At 64.0% G+C, this 19342-nt stretch carries 19 protein-coding genes; 4 read left to right on the top strand and 15 right to left on the bottom strand.

What is annotated here, in order from left to right; translation table 11 throughout:
• Positions 1–44: 44 nt before the first annotated feature.
• From folK to dksA, 14 genes are all read right to left on the bottom strand, one after another.
• Positions 45–530 carry a 2-amino-4-hydroxy-6-hydroxymethyldihydropteridine diphosphokinase gene (gene folK / locus RN02_RS28330; protein WP_043269035.1) on the bottom strand — a complete coding sequence of 162 codons (486 nt, stop codon included), beginning with the start codon at positions 528–530 and terminating at the stop codon, positions 45–47.
• Positions 527–1930, bottom strand: coding sequence for a polynucleotide adenylyltransferase PcnB (locus RN02_RS28325; RefSeq protein ID WP_009613011.1), 1404 nt, complete (start codon positions 1928–1930; stop codon positions 527–529). Before RN02_RS28325 ends, folK begins: the two co-directional genes overlap by 4 nt.
• Before the next feature lie 757 nt (positions 1931–2687).
• Positions 2688–4124, bottom strand: coding sequence for a sigma-54-dependent transcriptional regulator (locus tag RN02_RS28320; RefSeq protein ID WP_043269039.1), 1437 nt, complete (start codon positions 4122–4124; stop codon positions 2688–2690).
• Between the two features lie 26 nt (positions 4125–4150).
• A complete protein-coding gene (locus tag RN02_RS28315; protein ID WP_043318549.1) occupies positions 4151–7102 on the bottom strand; it encodes a sensor histidine kinase in 2952 nt (983 codons plus the stop codon).
• Positions 7086–7262, bottom strand: coding sequence for a hypothetical protein (locus RN02_RS33565; RefSeq protein ID WP_003095129.1), 177 nt, complete (start codon positions 7260–7262; stop codon positions 7086–7088). The genes RN02_RS28315 and RN02_RS33565 overlap by 17 nt, the downstream gene beginning before the upstream one ends.
• A gap of 359 nt (positions 7263–7621) precedes the next feature.
• A complete protein-coding gene (locus RN02_RS28305; RefSeq protein ID WP_152623830.1) occupies positions 7622–8041 on the bottom strand; it encodes a hypothetical protein in 420 nt (139 codons plus the stop codon).
• A gap of 159 nt (positions 8042–8200) precedes the next feature.
• Positions 8201–8773, bottom strand: a complete 573-nt coding sequence (locus RN02_RS33560; protein WP_152623829.1) for a hypothetical protein — start codon at positions 8771–8773, stop codon at positions 8201–8203.
• Entirely contained in the window at positions 8754–9437 is a 684-nt protein-coding gene (locus RN02_RS28300; RefSeq protein ID WP_052267917.1) for a hypothetical protein, read from the bottom strand. Before RN02_RS28300 ends, RN02_RS33560 begins: the two co-directional genes overlap by 20 nt.
• Before the next feature lie 69 nt (positions 9438–9506).
• Positions 9507–10082, bottom strand: a complete 576-nt coding sequence (locus tag RN02_RS33555; RefSeq protein WP_152623828.1) for a hypothetical protein — start codon at positions 10080–10082, stop codon at positions 9507–9509.
• Complete coding sequence (locus RN02_RS28295) at positions 10063–10746, bottom strand: hypothetical protein (RefSeq protein ID WP_052267916.1); 684 nt, start codon at positions 10744–10746, stop codon at positions 10063–10065. The genes RN02_RS33555 and RN02_RS28295 overlap by 20 nt, the downstream gene beginning before the upstream one ends.
• A 69-nt stretch (positions 10747–10815) precedes the next feature.
• Positions 10816–11394 (bottom strand): hypothetical protein, encoded by a 579-nt coding sequence (locus tag RN02_RS33550; RefSeq protein ID WP_152623827.1) that lies wholly within the window; start codon positions 11392–11394, stop codon positions 10816–10818.
• A complete protein-coding gene (locus RN02_RS28290; protein ID WP_052267914.1) occupies positions 11375–12571 on the bottom strand; it encodes a hypothetical protein in 1197 nt (398 codons plus the stop codon). The genes RN02_RS33550 and RN02_RS28290 overlap by 20 nt, the downstream gene beginning before the upstream one ends.
• Before the next feature lie 381 nt (positions 12572–12952).
• Positions 12953–13840: a tRNA glutamyl-Q(34) synthetase GluQRS gene (gluQRS, locus tag RN02_RS28285; RefSeq protein ID WP_043318541.1), complete on the bottom strand. Its 888-nt coding sequence runs from the start codon at positions 13838–13840 to the stop codon at positions 12953–12955.
• An 85-nt stretch (positions 13841–13925) separates the two neighbouring features.
• Positions 13926–14369 carry an RNA polymerase-binding protein DksA gene (dksA, locus tag RN02_RS28280; RefSeq protein WP_009612973.1) on the bottom strand — a complete coding sequence of 148 codons (444 nt, stop codon included), beginning with the start codon at positions 14367–14369 and terminating at the stop codon, positions 13926–13928.
• Positions 14370–14560: 191 nt separating this feature from the next.
• On the opposite strand from dksA, the gene RN02_RS28275 reads away from it, so the two are divergent.
• Both RN02_RS28275 and sfsA read left to right on the top strand, forming a co-directional pair.
• Entirely contained in the window at positions 14561–15733 is a 1173-nt protein-coding gene (locus RN02_RS28275; RefSeq protein ID WP_043318539.1) for a pyridoxal phosphate-dependent aminotransferase, read from the top strand.
• Positions 15733–16440 carry a DNA/RNA nuclease SfsA gene (gene sfsA / locus RN02_RS28270; RefSeq protein ID WP_043318537.1) on the top strand — a complete coding sequence of 236 codons (708 nt, stop codon included), beginning with the start codon at positions 15733–15735 and terminating at the stop codon, positions 16438–16440. Before RN02_RS28275 ends, sfsA begins: the two co-directional genes overlap by 1 nt.
• A gap of 147 nt (positions 16441–16587) precedes the next feature.
• Here sfsA and RN02_RS28265 read toward each other — a convergent pair whose 3' ends face one another.
• Positions 16588–16917, bottom strand: coding sequence for a Rieske (2Fe-2S) protein (locus RN02_RS28265; RefSeq protein ID WP_043318536.1), 330 nt, complete (start codon positions 16915–16917; stop codon positions 16588–16590).
• Between the two features lie 446 nt (positions 16918–17363).
• Between RN02_RS28265 and RN02_RS28260 the strand changes: the two genes are divergently transcribed.
• Positions 17364–18419 (top strand): hemin-degrading factor, encoded by a 1056-nt coding sequence (locus RN02_RS28260; RefSeq protein WP_043318534.1) that lies wholly within the window; start codon positions 17364–17366, stop codon positions 18417–18419.
• A 10-nt stretch (positions 18420–18429) separates the two neighbouring features.
• Positions 18430–19323: a heme/hemin ABC transporter substrate-binding protein gene (locus RN02_RS28255; RefSeq protein WP_043318531.1), complete on the top strand. Its 894-nt coding sequence runs from the start codon at positions 18430–18432 to the stop codon at positions 19321–19323.
• The last annotated feature ends 19 nt before the right edge of the window (positions 19324–19342 follow it).

Here is a 19342-nt window from a genome sequence, read left to right as displayed (position 1 = left end):
GTGTTACCGGACTGTTACGGCGTTACCGCCAACTGGGGTGACGATCAGGATAGCCGTTCGAGACCGGCGAATGGGCAATCCGCCAGCAGTTCCGACAGGCTGCGGCCGTCGGGCAGGCGCAGCTGCGGCGCCAGGTCCGCCAGGGGGTAGAGGACGAAGGCGCGGGCGTGCATGTGGTAGTGCGGCACGGTCAGGCGCGGCTCGTCGAGCTGGCGCTCGCCGAACAGCAGGATATCCAGGTCGAGGGTGCGCGGGCCCCAGCGTTCGTCCTTGCGCACGCGGCCCTGTTCCAGCTCGATGGCCTGCAGGGCGTCGAGCAGGGCCAGGGGGGCAAGCTCGGTGTCCAGCGCGGCCACGGCGTTGACGTAGCGCGGCTGGTCCGGCGGGCCCAGCGGGTCGCTGATGTAGAAGGGCGAAACCGCGGCCAGCGTGGTTTGCGGGATGGCCCGCAGAGCTTCGATGGCGGCGCGCAGTTGGCCCAGGGGATCGGCAAGGTTGCTGCCCAGGCCGAGATAGACGCGCTCGCTCACTCGTTGCCGGCCCCCTCGCTGCGCGGGCCTCGGCGGCGACGGCTAGCACCGCCGCGGCGACGCTTGCGCGGGGCAGCGCCGCCATCGTCCGGGCTGGCCGCCAGGTTGCGGATCATGCCGCGGCGTTCGCCGTCGCTGGCGTCCTGGTAGTCGGTCCACCAGTCGCCGAGGCCGCCGGTTTCCTCGCCGGCGCTCTCGCGCAGCAGCAGGAAGTCGTAGCCGGCGCGGAAGCGCGGGTTCTCCAGCAACAGATCGGCGCGCTTGCCCTGGCGTCGCGGCAGGCGTTCCTGCATGTCCCAGATCTCGCGGATCGGGATGGTGAAGCGCTTGGGCACGGCGGTGCGCTGGCACTGCTCGCTGATCAGTTCGTGGGCGGCTTCCTGCATCGCCGGGATCGGCGGCATGCCGCGCTCCTGCAGCTGCGCCACGCGCGCCGGCAGGGCCGGCCAGAGCAGGGCGGCGAAGAGGAAGGCGGGAGTGACCGGCTTGCCCTGGTGGATGCGCAGATCGGTGTTGGCCAGGGCCTGGCGGATCAGCTTGCCGGTGTACTCCGGGTCGCGGGCCAGGGCCTTGGCGCTGGCCGGGAACAGCGGGGCGAACAGCTCGTATTCGAGCAGCAGCTCGAAGGTGCGCTCGCCGCGGCCGCTGAGGAACAGCTTGAGCACTTCGTCGAACAGCCGTGCCGAGGGAATCTCGCGCAGCAGCGGCGCCAGCTTGCGGATCGGCGCGGCGCTGTGCTTCTCGATCTCGAAGTCCAGCTTGGCGGCGAAGCGCACCGCGCGCAGCATGCGCACCGGGTCTTCGAGGTAGCGCTGCTCGGGGTCGCCGATCAGGCGCACCAGGCGGTTGCGGATGTCGTGCACGCCGTGGGCGTAGTCGAGGATGCGCTCGTCGCTGCAGTCGAAGTACAGGGCGTTGATGGTGAAGTCGCGGCGCTGGGCGTCGTCTTCCAGGGTGCCGTAGACGTTGTCGCGCAGGATGCGCCCGGCCTCGTTGCGCGACGCCTGGTTACTGTCGCCTTCGCCTTCTTCCTGCGGGTGGTGGGCACGGAAGGTGGCCACCTCGATGATCTCGCGGCCGAAGTGCACGTGCACCAGCTTGAAGCGTCGGCCGATCACCCGCGCGTTGCGGAATTCGGCGCGCACCTGCTCGGGGGTGGCGCTGGTGGCCACGTCGAAGTCCTTGGGGGCGATGCCCAGCAACTGGTCGCGGACGCCGCCGCCGACGATGTAGGCCTGGTATCCCGCCTTCTGCAGCCGGTCCACCACGCTCACCGCATGCCGGCTGAACTGCTCGCGACGCAGCGGATGCTGGTTGCTGCCGACGATTTCCGGAGTGGTGCGGATTGCGCGCTTGCGGCGCAAGGGAGAGCGAAGGGAGGAGATCAGCTTTTTCAGCATGGAGGCACTATTAACAGGTTGGGGTGGATTGCGTCGCGCAACGCAGCGTGCCCTGGCCGGTGGTCGCAGTCGGCAGGCAGCCCATCATGCTTGAAAAGCATGGCCAGCGGAAACAATCGGCGGTAATTCTGATGCGTTGTATATCCGAACGGGTTCGGATTCTAGCATCGGGGCGCAGGAGATGGGGAACGAAGGAAGGAGAGGGAAGCAGGGGAGAGCGGGGAAAGCTACTGGGGGAGCCGAAGCTCCCCCCCAAGTAGGTGCGTGCTTTGTTCTTGTTATGATGCCGGGCTTGTTGTTTTTGTTTGTAGACCCGTCCTCGAGGCTAGCCGCTTCGAGGCATTCCCATTCGGGATCGACAAGAGCAAACGGATTGCTTTGGTCGCTGAGTGAGCAGTGATCTTTCGATCCAACCGATTTCGCCGCTGCCTCGAGGCAGTTTTATTGTTCTTCGATCGGTTGCGGGATTTCTCCCGCCAGCTACTCTCCTCCAAAAGAATCAGTTAGCTGCGCCTCCGCGATTTTGTTTTTGTTGTGCTGGAGTCGTTACGTGTTGTTTTTGTTCTGTGGTTTCGTGCTTGTTATTGTTGTTGTGCCAATAACAAAGCAGATGCCGTGCCAACTTTTTAGAATCCTTATTTTTCAAGGGTTTAGCTGTAGGAAGGGGTTTCGGGTAGGCACAAAAAAGCCGGGTTATCGTTACCGATGAACCCGGCTTTTGTTACGCGGGATGTCCGCGGTAACAGCTGTGCGCACCTCAGGAGTCGGCCGAGGCCCCCGACTTGCGCCGCGGGATGCCCAGGCGCTGGCGTCGTTCCCACAGGCATTTGCGGCTGATACCCAACTTGCGGGCCAGCTCGGTCTCGGTCATGTGGTCCTGGTGCTCGAGGACGAAATGCTGGAAGTAGTCCTCCAGCGACAGGTCCTCGGTGGGCTCGTGGTTGTTGGCTGCCACGGCGTTGCGCACCTCCGTCTCGTCGACGAAGTCGTCCTCCAGATCGTCCAGCTCGATGTCGATGCCCAGCAGGTCGGCGGGGATTTCCTGGCCTTCGCTGAGGATCACCGCGCGCTCGATGGCATTCTCCAGCTCGCGCACGTTACCCGGCCACGGGTAATGGCGGATGGCCTGTTCGGCCTCGTGGGAGAAACTCAGCGGGGCGCGCCCCATCTGCGAGCACTGGCGCGCCAGGAAGGCGCGGGCGATCTCCATCACGTCGCTGCCGCGCTCGCGCAGCGGCGGCAGCTTCAGCGAGATGACGTGCAGGCGGTAATAGAGGTCTTCGCGGAACTGCCCGGTCTTGGCCAGCATCTTCAGGTCGCGGTGGGTGGCGGCGATCAGGCGCACGTCGACCTTCTGCGACTGCACCGAGCCGACACGGCGGATCTCGCCTTCCTGCAGCACGCGCAGCAGGCGGGCCTGGGCTTCCAGCGGCAGTTCGCCGATCTCGTCGAGGAACAGGGTGCCGCCGTCCGCGGCTTCCACCAGGCCGGCGCGGCCGGCGCTGGCGCCGGTGAAGGCGCCCTTCTCGTGGCCGAACAGTTCGGATTCGATCAGGGTTTCCGGGATGGCCGCGCAGTTCACCGAGATCAGCGGCGCCTTGGTGCGCTTGGAGAGGTTGTGCAGGGCGCGCGCCACCAGTTCCTTGCCGGTGCCCGACTCGCCCTGGATCAGGACATTGGAGTCGGTGGGGGCGACCTTGCGGATCTTCGAATACAGCTCGAGCATCGGCGGACAGGAGCCGATGATGCCGATCTCGCCCTCGGCCGGGGCGGCGTTACCGTTACCGCGCTCGCCCGCCGCGCGGGTGTTACCCCGCGCTTCGGCGCTGGCGCCACGGCCTTCCTGGCGGTCCTTGAGGATGCGCGCCACGGCCTGGAGCATCTCGTCGTGGTCGAAGGGCTTGGCGATGTAGTCCACCGCGCCCATCTTCATCGAGTCCACGGCCGAGCGCAGGCTGGCGTAGCTGGTCATGATCAGCACCGGGGTGCCCTGGGCCAGCTTGATCAGTTCGGTGCCGGGGGCGCCGGGCAGGCGCAGGTCGCTGACGATCATGTCGAAGGACGGAATGCTGTAGCGCTCCTGGGCCTCCTGGACCGAGCCGGCCTCGCTGACCTGGTACTGGTTGCGCTCGAGCAACCGTCGCAGGGCGGAACGGATGATGGTTTCGTCTTCGACGATGAGGATATGTGCCATGTATTCAGCTCTCTCGACGTGCTCGTCTACTGCTCGGCCGTCGGGCCAGGATGCCGCGGCAAGGTCACGCGGATGCGGGTGCCGCATTCGCGTTCCGGATCGGCCGGGCTGTCGATGGTGATCTGCCCATAATGCTCTTCCACGATCGAATAGACCAGTGCGAGGCCCAGGCCGGTCCCCTTGCCGGGGTCCTTGGTGGTGAAGAAGGGCTCGAACAGGCGGTCGATGATGGACTTGGGAATGCCGCTGCCTTCGTCTTCGACGATGAGGTCGACGGTGTTCTCCGAGGCTTCGCTGCGTACCCGTATGGCGCCGCCGGGCGGGGAGGCGTCGCGGGCGTTGGACAGCAGGTTGATGAGTACCTGGGCCAGGCGCTGGGCATCGCCCTCCACCCAGTGGTCCGGGTCGCACAGGTTGAAGAACTGCACTTCGACGCTGCGTCGGTTCAACGATAGCAAACTGATGGCTTCCTGGGTGACGTCGGCCAGGCACACCGGCTCGGCGGCCACCTGCTTGCCGCCGGCGTGGGCGAAGCTCATCAGCGACTGGACGATGCGCGAGACGCGCTTGGTCTGTTCGAGGATCTGCGCGCTGATCTCGGTCAGCTCGCCGTCGCCCTCGCGTTCCTCGCGCAGGTTCTGCGCCAGGCAAGCGATGCCGGTGATGGGGTTGCCGATCTCGTGGGCCACGCCGGCGGCCAGGCGGCCGATGGAGGCCAGGCGCTCGGAGTGGATCAGCTTGTCTTCCAGGGACTGCGTTTCGGTGAGGTCCTCGACCAGCAGCACCAGGCCGCTGTTGCCCGGCGCCAGGGGTTCCTCGATGGCCGCCTTGTGCAGGTTCAGCCAGCGCGTCTGGCCGTCGATGGCCAGGCGCTGCTTGTGCAGGTGCTGGTCGGGGGCCTCGATGAAGCCTTCCAGCAGGCCCTTCCAGGGATCCGGCAGGGCCGACAGGCGCGAGCCGACCACGCGCTGCGCGGGCACCCCGGTGAGTTCCTCGATGGCGCGGTTCCACATCAGCACTTCCTGGTCCTTGGCCAGCGAGCACACGCCCATCGGCAGGTCCTGCAAGGTCTGGCGGTGGTAGCGGCGCAGGGCGTCCAGTTCCGCGGCCAGGCCGGTGAGCCGCGAGTGGTAGTCCTCCAGGCGGCTCTCGATGAAGTGGATGTCTTCGGTGACGTAGCTTTCGCTGTTGGCCTTGTAGGGCAGGAAGGTCTCGACCATGTCCTGGGCCACGCTTGGGCCCATCAGCCCGGAGAGGTTGGCCTCGATGCGGTCGCGCAGGCGGCGCAGGGCGTAGGGGCGGCGCTCGTCGAAGGGCAGGTGCAGGTCGCGCAGGGCCTGCTCCACTTCCTTCTGCGCGGTCTTGGCGCCCAGCGGCTTGGCCAACTGGCTGGCGAATTCCTGGGGCGAGACGGCGAGCAGTTCGCGGCGCTGCGGGCGGCGCACGTTGTCCACCGCGCAGGCTTCGGCAGCGCCCTTTTCCTCGTCGCTGGGCTCGCTGAACAGCGACACCAGGGTGAACACCAGCACGTTGGCCGCCAGCGAGGCGAGGGCGGCCAGGTGCCAGCTGGCCTCGTCGAGCACGTACAGCGAGTCGAACAGCGGGATGTGCAGGGTCTGCACGTTGCCCATCAGCGGCACCAGCATGGTGGCGCCCCACACCAGCATGCCCGCCACCAGGCCGGTGATGAAGCCGCGGCGGTTGGCCGCGGGCCAGTAGAGCACCGAGAGCGCGCCGGGGAGGAACTGCAGGGTGGCGACGAAGGAGACGATGCCCAGGTTCGACAGTTCCTGCTCCGAGCCCAGCAGCAGGTAGAAGCCGTAGCCGAGCAGGATGATGGTGGCGATCAGCGCCCGCCGCGTCCATTTCAGCCAGCGGTAGATGTTGCCCTCGGCCGGGGGCTGGTACAGCGGCAGCACCAGGTGGTTGAGGACCATGCCCGACAGCGCCAGGGTCATCACGATGATCAGCCCGCTGGCCGCCGAGATGCCGCCGATGAAGGCGGCCAGCGCCAGGGCCGGGCTGTCCACCGCCATGCCCAGGCCGAGGGTGAAGTATTCCGGGTTGGTCGAGGCGCCCAGGTGCAGGCCGGCCCAGAGGATCGGCGGCACCGCCAGGCTCATCGGCAGCAGGAACAGCGGCAGGCCCCAGCTGGCGCTGAGCAGGGCGCGCGGGTTGAGGTTCTCGGTGAAGGTCATGTGATACATGTGCGGCATCACGATGGCCGAGGCGAAGAACACCAGCAGCAGGGTGCGCCAGGGGCCTTCGGCCAGCGGCGTGTGCAGGGTGCTCAGGGCCTCCTGGTTCTGCAGCAGCCACACCTCCAGGCCGTCGGGGCCGCCGAACACGCCGTAGAGGGCGAACAGGCCGATGGAGCCCAGGGCGATCAGCTTGACCAGCGACTCGAAGGCGATGGCCATCACCAGCCCTTCGTGGCGCTCGCGGGTGGCGATGTGGCGGGCGCCGAAGAGGATGGCGAACAGGGTGATCAGCGCGCAGAACGCCAGCGCCGCGCTGTGGGCGTCGGCGCCGCGGGTCAGCAGGCTGATGGAGTTGGTCACCGCCTCGATCTGCAGGGCCAGCATGGGCAGCACGCCGATCAGCATGAACAGCGTGGTCAGCGCGCCGGCCCAGGTGCTGCGGAAGCGGAAGGCGAACAGGTCGGCCAGCGACGACAACTGGTAGGCGCGGGTGATGCGCAGGATCGGGTAGAGCAGCACCGGGGCCAGCAGGAAGGCCCCGGACACCCCCAGGTAGATGGCCAGGAAGCCATAGCCGTACTGGTAGGCCAGGCCGACGGTGCCATAGAAGGCCCAGGCGCTGGCATAGACGCCCAGCGACAGGGTGTACACCAGCGGATGGCGCACCAGGCGGCGCGGCACGTAGCCGCGCTCGGTGATCCAGGCGACACCGAACAGGGTGGTGAGGTAGGCGGCGCTGATCAGGATCAGCTGGGTGAGGCTAAAGCTCGTCAGCATCGCGCTGGCTCTGCAGGATGAAGGTCACGACTATGAGAATCAGCCACAGCAGGTAAGGGCGATACCAGGCGCCGTTGGGGTCGATCCACCAGTCCATGATGGCGGGCGAGAACAGGTAGATGCCCACGACCAGGAGCAGCACCAGTCGGTAGATGTACATGTCATGCCTCTCGTTGTGCGGACGGCAGGCTACAGGCAGCCGATGGGCGCCTGCAAGCCGGGGCGCATGACCCCTCCCATCATCTTAGAGCCGGGCGTCTTCCAGCGGGGCACCTGGTGCGCAAGACGATCTCTTGCGCTTGACGTTAATGGCTTTGCGCGCATTGGGCGCGATGCGGGAGCTTGCTTCCCGGCCCGTGCGCATTTCCAGCCTGCTCGCTGGAGATTGCCGCCAGCGTTTCTGCCATTTCCTTGGCTGTTATCGCCGCGTCGTAAACAACATGACCTCGATGGGCACGATACCCCATACAGGAGAACCGGTGACCGCTGCGGGCATGAGCATTGGGAGTTTTTCGCGGATCAAGCATGTTTCCAAAGCGTCCAGCCTTTCAGGGCCTCGGATGCCAGTAGCAGCAGAACCAAAGGGAGTGGATTTTGTGCCCAGTAGCTTCCCGCCATCAAGATTGGCGTTATCGACGGGTAGATGAACAGAAGTCGGAACGGAATCTGCGCAAGACCGAGGTAACGAGCCGGGCGGTAGCCGCAAAGAAACAATATGGCGGTCAAGATTATGGAAAATTGCAGGCCCCATGATGCGGCGGCCATCATCAGCAAGGGCAGGCCGAGCTCGGAGCTTAAAGCAAGGGTATTCATGAGGTCGGTGAGATAAGGGATGTTCCCGGCTTGCCAGGCTTTCAGGCTGTATCGAGTGAGGTGAAAAGCGTCCATCGCTCCCCAGGCCAGGAGTATTTTGTTCGAATCTTTAAACCATCTCGTCACTCGCCTGCATCCTTTTCTTGTAAGTACTCTTAGCGGTCGCCGGTCGCCAATGCCATGCTTTCTCGACACGGAGCAATTGTCTGGTTCTTCCCGACAGCTCTGCTCGATCCGCCGCATTTCACCATTTCACAGCGCTCAGGTCCTGTAAGGCCAGCGCAGCTATTGGGGAGTGGGACAGCTGGCTCTGGCCTGCTGTATGGCTTTCTCATGATCGATAAAGGTTGCCGGGTCGTGAGGCTTGGCGCCAATGGAGAATTGGGAGTGACTTCTTGGGGCTAGATCTTGGAAGAGGTATATTTCCCAGGCTTCTCCCTCATAGTCCGTGATTAATTGGAATGTGTGGAATAGTAATTTGCTGGACTCGCTGAGTATGGAGTTTCTGTAATGTAGTCCCATGTACCATTCCGGTTTTTTGGTAATGTACTGTATTACCAGTTTGGCAGTGTTTTTTTGTTTTTCTCTAACATGGATCGTGGTCTCGGTTTCGAACGAACTTGTATTTTTCAGTTGGTCTGCTGGCACGGGTAAGGGTATGCGGCTAACGAGGCTTCCGAGCTCGCAATTGAATAGCCAGTCTCCTGAGTCAATATAGTGGTCTCCATAGATGATGATGCCGTTTCCCATGTCCTGATTAAATTTACTATTCATGGCTTTGTACTCAATGTATGCCCAGAGGACGGCCGTTGATAAGATAAGAGTTAATGCAAATATACTACTGCGGGATAAATTCAAGTTGACCTCTTGGGGCTCCGTAAGGGGTGGTTCCAGATATCACTGGATTCATGGCGCCACTGGTTTGATAGGTATACTTGTTTTCAGAAGAGTTCTTGCGCCGTTCTTTATCCAGCTCTCGCCAGCTCCTGCACCATGCAATAGACGATGCCTGGTTATCTGAAAGACCACAAAGATCAGCCAATCGGCGCTCCTCGAATGAACCCCAGGTATTCCGGTAATCGGAGCGTCTTATATAAGCCCTGACCTTGACTCGCAGATGGTTCGCCAGAAGTTGAGCCAGGCTTTCCCTGGTTTGCGGGTAGAACTGGACCGCCTCTTCGATGGGCAGGTCCGGTTGGTTGCCCATGCCGGTGCGGCAGGCATGGCTGTCCAGCCGTGCGTCGTCGGCGAAGGCGGCGGGAGAAAGCTTGCGGTAGTTGAGGACGTTCAAGTCCATGCTGGACTCATCGGCCAGTTCATTGCCGAAGGCGATGCGTTGCGGCACGCCATGGCTGAACAGGGCGAGGTGTTCGATGGGCGACTGCTTGCGGTCCTTGCCCTGGTTCAGGTAGCGGAACAGTTCCTCGATGCCTTGCACCGTCACGAAGTCGGCCCGGTAGAGTTCGGCGGATTCCTTGGCCGACGCCAGCATTTCAGCGCTGTAGCCCGCGGTGAACACCACTGGTGTCGCTCCCGGTTGGTGGGAAAAGGTGTTATCGGCCCTGCCGACGATACTTTTTTATTAGCGCAGCTATTGGGGAGTGGGACAACTGGCTCTGGCCTGCTGCATGGCTTTCTCATAATCAATGAAGGTTTCAGGGGCGTAAGGGGCGGCGGCTATATAGAAACGCGACCACTCTTCATTTTCGATTGCCTGAAACAGATAGATAACCCAGGTGCGGTTTTCATGTTCGGTGGTGGTATTAAACAAATGCTGACTAAGCTTGCTGTTCTCGCTAACTGTGGAGAATACGTAGCGCAAATTTGAATGCCAGTTCGATTCCTTGGTAAGTTTCTGAATAATCTCGTTCGCAGTGGCTCGATCAGAGGGGGATAGTGAGTATGCCGAGGTAGGTTTTGGTCGTGCTTCTTGTTTCAGATGATCAAGCGGGGGAGGTAGCGGGCTTCGGCTAATGAGACGTGAATAGTTGCAGTCGAAGACCCAGTCCCCACTCTCTACATATTTGTCGGCATAGATGACTACGCCATTTCCCATATCTTGATTGAATTTGCTAGTCATGGCTTGATGCTCGAGATATGTCCAGGTTGTTAGTGCAATAAGAAAGCCTGAGATAATCGCTAAATTCTTATTGAGGGTGAAACTCAAAGTGACCTCCAGGCACTCCATAGGGAGTGGTTCCTGAAATGACAGGGCTTGTTGCACCGGTGATTTGGTAGGTATATTTTTTCAGAGAGTTGGATTCTGATCGTTCTTCGGTCAAATCCTTCCACTTTTTACACCAAATTTCTGATGGAGCATTGCCATCGGTAACACCGCAGAGTTCCCCCAATCGACGCTCCTCGAATGAACCCCAGGTATTCTTGTAATCCGATCTTCTGATGTAGGCTCTCACCCTGACTCGCAGATGGTTCGCCAGAAGTTGAGCCAGGCTTTCCCTGGTTTGCGGGTAGAACTGGACCGCCTCTTCGATGGGCAGGTCCGGTTGGTTGCCCATGCCGGTCCGGCAGGCATGGCTGTCCAGCCGTGCATCGTCAGCGAAGGCGGCGGGAGAAAGCTTGCGGTAGTTGAGGACGCTCAAGTCCATGCTGGACTCATCGGCCAGTTCATGGCCGAAGGCGATGCGTTGCGGCACGCCATGGCTGAACAGGGCGAGGTGCTCGATGGGCGACTGCTTGCGGTCCTTGCCCTGGTTCAGGTAGCGGAACACTTCCTCGATGCCTTGCACTGTCACAAAGTTGGCCCGGTAGAGTTCGGCGGACTCCCTGGCCGACGCCAGCATGTCAGCGCTGTAACCCGCGGTGAATACCACAGGCGTCGCTCCCGGTTAGTGGGAAAAGGTGTTATCGGCCTTGCCGAAAATACTTTTTTATTCGTGCGGTTATTGGGGTGTGGGGCAACTGGCTTTGGCCTGCTGCATAGCTTTCTCATAGTCAACGAAGGTTTCAGGGTCGTAAGGGGTGGCGGCTATGTAAAAGCGCGACCACTCTTCGTTTTCTAATCCTTGGATTAGATGAACGACCCAGGTACGGCCACCATGAGCAGTGAGCATTTGAAATGAATGTTGGGTGAGTTGACTAGAGTCGTTCAATGAGGAGAAAAGATAGTGTAGGTCGTGATACCATCCCGATTCTCTGATGAGCTTCCGGATTAATTCTTTCGCCTCGGCTCTATCGGAGGTGGAGAGTGGAAAAGCTGAAATGGGTTTTAGAGGTGTATCATTCTTCAAATGATCAAAGGGTAGAGGTACAGGAATTCGGCTGATAAGTCGTTGGTACTTGCAGTCGAAGATCCACTCCCCGCTCTCTACGTAGTTGTCGGCGTAAATAACAACGCCGTTCCCGAGGTCTTTCTTGAATATACTGGTCATGGCTCTGTACTCGAAATATGCCCAGGTTGCGAGCCCGGTGAGGGCAAAAATCATGGCTATAGTTGAAGACTTATTGGTGGCGAAACTCAATGTGACCTCCAGGCACCCCGTAAGGAGTAGTTCCTGAAATGACAGGGTTTATAGCGCCTGAGATTTGATAAGTGTAATCGAGTCGATTGTCCAGTGCTTTACGCTCATCGAATAGGGACTTCCACTCTTTACACCAAACTTCTGATGGAGCATTGCCATCGGTAACACCGCAGAGTTCTCCCAATCGGCGCTCCTCGAATGAACCCCAAGTGTTCTTGTAATCCGATCTTCTGATGTAGGCTCTCACTCTGACTCGCAGGTGGTTCGCCAGAAGTTGGGCGAGGCTTTCATTGGTTTGCGGGTAGAACTGGACCGCCTCTTCGATGGGCAGGTCCGGTTGGTTGCCCATGCCGGTGCGGCAGGCGTGGCTGTCCAGCCGTGCGTCGTCAGCGAAGGCGGCGGGAGAAAGCTTGCGGTAGTTGAGGACGCTCAAGTCCATGCTGGACTCATCGGCCAGTTCATGGCCGAAGGCGATGCGTTGCGGCACGCCATGGCTGAACAGGGCTAGGTGTTCGATGGGCGACTGCTTGCGGTCCTTGCCCTGGTTCAGGTAGCGGAACAGTTCCTCGATGCCTTGCACCGTCACGAAGTCGGCCCGGTAGAGTTCGGCGGATTCCCTGGCCGACGCCAGCATTTCAGCGCTGTAGCCCGCGGTGAACACCACCAGGGTACGGCTTAGCCGGGGCTTGTTGCGTTGGAATTCCGCCAGTTCGCGCACCGCCTGACCGATGAACATCATCTTGTTGCCGCTGCGGTCGTCGTGCTGGCTGCCGGCCACGGCGATCAGTTCCGGCGACAGCGGTTGCGGCGGTGGCCCCGGCTTGCTGCGGGGCAGAGGGTAGGGAATGCTGGCCGTGGGGGCGGGTGGGTCGAACAGGTAGCCCATGCTCCGGGGGCTGATGTGGTATCGCTGCCTTTCGCTCGCCGAGAGTGGCGAGAAGGCGTTGCGGCTGATCAGGAGCCAGTCGCCTTGCTCGACCCGCCTCACTGCTCTCTCCCGTGAGCCATGGCTATCGTCCAACAGTTGCGTGAGATCGTAGCGGCAACTGAAACCGTTTCTGCGGTCCTCAAGTTCGCCGCGGATGAAGTTGGCAGCGAAGAAAGGCGACTCGATATGGTCGAGATCTTCTTTCCGGATATCCCAGCGCTTGACCAGCTTCCAGATCCCATAGCGCATTTGGTCACCTCTTTACCCTGTACGAGGGTTGGAAGCGTATCGCTGGCTACGAGGCTCGGCGTCGCGGTATTTCAGGTGCGAACTCTGAAATCGCCAGGCATATCTGGCTGTCAGGCTGAATGAAAAATCCTATGGCGATGAGGCGGCTCCCTCCAATGCGCCCAACCGGCGGGTCGACTCGCATCCATGGAGTAATCGGCAAGAGTCCCGCCTGGCATCGCGCCCGCTTGGTGGAAAAGGTGTTATCTGCCATCGTCCCGGGCATCGGTGCTCGGGCCGACGGCGGATAACCGCGAACGGTTATGCGCCCTACAGCCCTTTTTTGCCGAGTGGTTGGGCTGTACGCAGGTTGTTCTTGCTGGCGAGACAGGATGCACGCCTCTAGAGCCGGGCGTCTTCCAGCGTCAGTACGCTGGGGATGCGCGCGGCGTCCCAGTGCGCCACGCCCCAGGCCAGCACCTCGGCCGGGGTGGCGCCGGCCAGTTCCGTCGGCGCGGCCTGGCCCAGGGCCTTCAGCGCGCGCAGCAGCAGCGGGGCGGCCTGCTCGGCGGCCAGTGGCGGCGAGCGGTAGGACTTGCCCAGCTTGTGGCCGTCGGGCTGGACGATCAGCGGCACGTGCAGGTAACGCGGGTGGGCTATCCCGAGCAGCTCCTGCAGGTACAGCTGGCGCGGGGTGTTGTCCAGCAGGTCGGCGCCGCGGACGATGTCGGTCATGCCCTGCCAGGCGTCGTCCAGCACCACTGCCAACTGGTAGGCATAGAGGCCGTCGCGGCGGCGGATGACGAAGTCGCCCACTTCGCGGCCCAGATGCTGGCGGAACTCGCCCTGGATGCGGTCGACGAAGGCGTATTCCAGTTCCGGCACGCGGATGCGGATGGCCACCTCGCCATGCCAGTCGTGGCCGGCGTTGCGGCAGGTGCCGGGGTAGATGCCGCCCGTGCCTTCGAGCTGCTTGCGCGAGCAGGTGCAGGCATAGGCCAGGCCGCTGCGCAGCCACTGCTCGACCACCGCCGCGTAGGCTTCGCCGCGTTCGCTCTGGCGTTCGACCGGGCCGTCCCACTCGAAGCCGTAGCGCTCCAGCGTCTGCAGGATGGCGGCCTGGGCGCCGGGCATTTCCCGTGGCGGGTCGAGGTCTTCCATGCGCACCAGCCAGCGCCCGCCAACGGCGCGGGCGTCGAGGTAGGAGGCGACGGCGGCGACCAGCGAGCCGAAATGCAGGTAGCCGCTGGGGGTGGGGGCGAAGCGTCCGGTGTAGCGGGAGTCGGGCATGGCGCAGGCTTGTGGTCAGGGGCGGGGAGCGCCGCACAAACGCGACGGGGCGCCTAGGCGCCCCGTTCGCGAAAAGCCGCCGGCATCAGGAGCCGAGCTGCTTTTCCTTGATTTCCGCGAGGGTCTTGCAGTCGATGCAGAGGGTCGCGGTGGGGCGGGCTTCGAGGCGGCGGATGCCGATCTCCACGCCGCAGGAGTCGCACCAGCCGTAGTCGTTGTCCTCGATCAGCTGGAGGGTCTCGTCGATCTTCTTGATCAGCTTGCGCTCGCGGTCGCGGGCGCGCAGTTCGAGGCTGAACTCCTCTTCCTGGCTGGCGCGGTCGGCCGGGTCCGGGAAGTTGGCCGCTTCGTCCTGCATGTGGTGCACGGTGCGATCGACTTCTTCCATCAGCTCAACTTTCCACTTGTTGAGGATGGAGGTGAAGTGGGCGCGCATGCGCTCGCTCATGTACTCCTCGCCCTTGGTTTCCTGGTAGGGCTCGAAGCCACGAATCAGTTGGCTGCTCTGCTGTTTTGCATTGGTGGGCATGTGTGGCCGCCTCTCACTCTCGCTAATCCTGTCGCGGATGGTCCCTCTCCGGTCGACGCCGGCCCCGCGCTCGCAAGCGGGCGAACTTACCAGATCGATAATCGCGATGCTACTCCCGGTTGTCGAGCCTGCTGCCACCCGCCGATGGCTTGGTTAGAATCGCCTCTTCGTCGCAAAGTTCGGTATTTCCCATGGTTTCTTCCTTCAGTGCCCGCAGCCGCGCCATCGAACCTTTCCACGTCATGGCGTTGCTGGCGCGAGCCAACGAGCTGCAGGCCGCCGGCCACGACGTCATCCACCTGGAGATCGGCGAGCCGGATTTCAGCACCGCCGCGCCCATAGTCGCCGCCGGCCAGGCCGCATTGGCCGCCGGCCATACCCGCTACACCGCGGCCCGCGGCCTGCCGCAGCTGCGCGAGGCCATCGCCGGTTTCTACGCCTCGCGCTACCGCCTGGCCATCGACCCCGAGCGCATCCTGGTCACCCCGGGCGGTTCCGGCGCCCTGCTGCTGGCCAGCAGCCTGCTGGTCGACCCGGGCCGCCACTGGCTGCTGGCCGACCCCGGCTACCCGTGCAACCGCCACTTCCTGCGCCTGGTGGAGGGCGCCGCGCAACTGGTGCCGGTGGGCCCGCAGAGCCGTTACCAGCTCACCCCGGAGCTGGTGAATGCGCACTGGAATCAGGACAGTGTAGGCGCTTTGCTGGCATCGCCGGCGAATCCTACCGGCACTTTGCTGCACAAGGATGAACTGGCCGCGTTGTCGCAGGCGCTGAAGGCCCGCGGCGGGCACATGGTGGTGGACGAGATCTACCACGGCCTGACCTACGGCGTGGACGCCAGCAGCGTGCTGGAAGTGGACGACGAGGCCTTCGTCCTCAACAGTTTCTCCAAATATTTCGGCATGACCGGCTGGCGCCTGGGCTGGCTGGTGGCGCCGCCGGAGGCGGTGGGCGAGCTGGAGAAGCTGGCGCAGAACCTCTACATCAGCGCCCCGAGCATGGCCCAGTACGCCGCGCTGGCCTGTTTCGAGGAAGGCACCCTGGCCATCCTCGAAGAGCGCCGCGCCGAGTTCGCCCGGCGCCGCGACTACCTGCTGCCGGCCCTGCGCGAGCTGGGCTTCGGCATCGCCGTGGAGCCGGAAGGGGCCTTCTACCTGTACGCCGACATCAGCGCCTTCGGCGGCGACGCCTACCGCTTCTGCCAGCATTTCATCGAGACCGAGCACGTGGCCTTCACCCCGGGCGTGGACTTCGGCCGCTACCAGGCCGACCACCACGTGCGCTTCGCCTACACCCAGAACCTGGAGCGCCTGGAGCAGGCGGTGGAGCGCGTCGCCCGCGGCCTGAAGAGCTGGCGGCCCTGATGCGCTTCGCTCCGGAACTGGAAGAGGCGCGCCTGCTGCGCCGCTACAAGCGCTTCCTCGCCGATATCGAAACCGCCGGCGGCGAGCAGTTGACCATCCACTGCCCGAACACCGGTTCCATGCTCAACTGCATGAGCGAGGGTTGCCGGGTCTGGTTCAGCCGCTCGGACGACCCCAGGCGCAAGCTGCCGGGCACCTGGGAGCTGAGCGAGACGCCCCAGGGGCGCCTGGCCTGCGTCAACACCGGGCGCGCCAATCGCCTGGTGGAGGAGGCCCTGCTGGCCGGGGGCGTCGCCGAACTGGCCGGCTTCGCCGCGCTGCGCCGGGAAGTCGCGTATGGCGTGGAGAACAGCCGCGCGGACTTTCGCCTGGAGTTCGCCGCCGGGCCGGTGTTCGTCGAGGTGAAGAGCGTCACCCTGGGCTTCGACGCCACGCCGGTGGCGGCCTTCCCCGATGCGGTCACCACCCGCGGGGCCAAGCACCTGCGCGAGCTGGCGGCGCTCGCGCGGCAGGGCACCCGCGCGGTGCTGCTGTATTGCGTGAACCTGTCCGGCATCGAGGCGGTGCGCCCGGCGGAGGAAATCGACCCGGCCTATGCCGCAGCGCTACGCGAGGCGCGAGACGCCGGCGTCGAGATGCTGGCCTATGGCGCGGACATCGACGTCAGCGAAATCCGCCTGAGCCGGCCGCTGCGCATCGAGCTGTAGGTCGCTCGGAGCCTGTCTACGATCTCGCGAGCTAGAGCAGAACAAGGCTGAAACAGGCGAGAGCGCGCAGTTCAGTCCGCTAAATGAGCATCGCTCGCCTGTTTTTAACGCAGTTATGCCGACGCGCAGCAGGTCGTGGACTGGTTCTCAGTCATCCTCGGGCAGGCTTATCCACAACCCCTGCTCGTCCTCGCGGCACGGCAGGCTGTCGAGCACCTCGCCCAGGCAGGGGCCCTGGATGCATTCGCCGGATTCGATGAGGAACAGCGCGCCGTGGTGGGCGCACTGCAGCAGCGCGCCACTGGCATCGAGGAAGCGGTCGGCCTCCCATTCCAGGGGCACGCCGCGGTGCGGGCAGCGGTTGCGGTAGACATGGACGCGGCCCTGGCGGCGCACGGCGAAGACCTTCAGGTCTTCGACCTGGAAGCCGCGGGTCCGCCCCTCGGCCAGCTCGCCCGGATGGCACAGCCGGATCATCCGGACGCTCCCGGCGCCGACAGCAGGGCGCAGGGCGCCCTCTGACGTCGGGATAGGGTGCACGTCCTTGTGCTGAAGTCGTCAGGACCAGCCTCGACGTTGCGCAGGGCGCGCTGCGATCCGGGCTGGAGCCGTTGTCGGTGAGACCGTGCAGGTCGCCCCATTGCCAGTGCTTCTTTTCGCTGAGGTTGAACGGGCGGAGCTTCATCCCTGGCGACGCCTGGCATTCGGGCCAGGTTCGCGTATCGCTGAGGTCGCCGCGGGCCCGCATCATATCCCAAACCGGCAGTTGGCTTGGATGGCCGCGGAAAATTGGCTGCACACCATAGGGGGTCATGAAATCAGATGCAAATAATTATCAAATAGAATTGCCGGATTCGTTGTGGCAGAGTTTCTTTCATTGTGCCGCGATGCGGCAGGTCCCCTTGCGAACGAGGATTTCTGCGATGACTACCCTTTCCGCGCCGGCTTCCGAGCTGTACCGCGCCTGGCAGGCGCTGCGTGCCGAGAAACCGCGCCTGCGCGCCCGCGATGCCGCGCAACACCTGGATGTGAGCGAGGCCGAGCTGACCGCCAGCCGCCTCGGCGTCGATGCCGTGCGCCTGCGCCCGGAATGGGCCGCGCTGCTGCCGGCCCTCGGCGAGCTGGGCCCGATCATGGCGCTGACGCGCAATGAGCACTGCGTGCATGAGCGCAAGGGGCCGTACCAGGAGGTCACCGTATCGGGCAATGGGCAGATGGGCCTGGTGGTGTCCCCGGACATCGACCTGCGCCTGTTCCTCGGCGGCTGGGACAGCGTGTTCGCCATCGGCGAGGAAACCGCCCACGGCACCCAGCGCAGCATCCAGGTGTTCGACCGCCAGGGCACCGCGGTGCACAAGGTGTTCCTCACCGAGCACAGCGACGTCGCCGCCTGGGCGCCGCTGGTGGAGCGCTTCCGCGCCGAGGAACAGAGCGAGCGCCTGGAGCTGCGTCCGGCCGAGGCGAAAGCCGCGCCGCTGGCCGACGGCGAGATCGACGTCGCTTCCCTGCGCCAGGGCTGGGCGGCGCTGAAGGACACCCACCACTTCTTCGCCCTGCTGAAGAAGCACAAGGCCGAGCGCACCCAGGCGCTGCGCCTGGCCGGCCGCGAATGGGCCGAGCCGCTGGACGTCGCCGAGCTGCCGCGCCTGCTGGAGGCCGCCAGCCAGTCCCGCCTGCCGATCATGATCTTCGTCGGCAACGCCCACTGCATTCAGATCCACACCGGCACCGTGGACAACCTGAAGTGGCTGGACGACTGGTTCAACGTGCTCGACCCGCAGTTCAACCTGCACCTGAAGACCTCCGGCGTGCGCGAGCTGTGGCGCGTGCGCAAGCCGAGCAGCGACGGCATCGTCACCAGCTGGGAAGCCTTCGACGTCGACGGCGAGCTGGTCCTGCAGGTGTTCGGCGCACGCAAGCCGGGTGTGCCGGAACTGCAAGAATGGCGTAGCCTCGCCGAATCCTTCGCGGCCATCTGAGGAGGCAACCATGACTGCGCGTCCCCTGCTGGCCGGCCTCTTCGCCGGGCTGTGCCTCGCCGCCTCCAGCGCCATCGCCGACAGCCTGCCCAAGCGCTGGGTGAGCGCCGGCGGCTCGCTGAGCGAGTGGGTTGTGGCCCTGGGCGGCGAGTCGCGCCTGGTCGGCGTCGACACCACCAGCCTGCACCCGGCCAGCCTCAAGGCGTTGCCGAAGATCGGCTACCAGCGCCAGCTGACGGCCGAAGGCATCCTGGCGCTGAAGCCGGACATCCTCCTCGGCAGCGAGGAGATGGGGCCGCCGCCGGTGCTGCAGCAACTGCGCGCGGCGGGCGTGCGGATCGAAACCCTGTCGGCCAAGGCCGACGAGAAGACCGTGCACGACAACCTGCTACGCCTGGGCGAGCTGCTGGGCACGCCCGAGCAGGCCGGCAAGGCGGCGGCGGACTTCCAGGCGCGCCTGGCGGCGCAGCAGGCCTGGGTGAGCAAGGCCCAGGCCGGGCAGGCCGCGCCGGGCGTGGTGCTGCTGGTCGGCAACGCCGGCGGCAGCCTGCTGGTGGCCGGACAGGACACCGCCGGCGACTGGATGATCCAGCACGCCGGCGGGCGCAACCTGGCCAGCCACAAGGGCTACAAGGCGTTGTCCGGCGAAGCCCTGACCGCCCTCGATCCGCAGGTGGTGGTGCTGGCCGACCGCAGCCTGGATGGCGACAAGGCCCGCGAGGCGCTGATCCGCCAGAACCCCGGGCTGGCCGCTACCCGCGCGGCGCGTGAGGCCCGCGTGCTGGTGCTCGATCCGACGCTGCTGGTCGGCGGTCTCGGTCCGCGCGTTCCGGACGCATTGGCCAGCCTCTCCCAGGCCTTTTATCCTTCCGCGCAGGCCCTGAACCCGGAAGGTCGTCCTTGACTGCGAAGCACGCTGCCCG

It is taken from the genome of Pseudomonas sp. PI1 (assembly GCF_000812405.1).
GTDB classification, from domain to species: Bacteria; Pseudomonadota; Gammaproteobacteria; order Pseudomonadales; family Pseudomonadaceae; genus Pseudomonas; species Pseudomonas citronellolis.
This window is presented reverse-complemented; position numbering and strand designations above follow the sequence as displayed.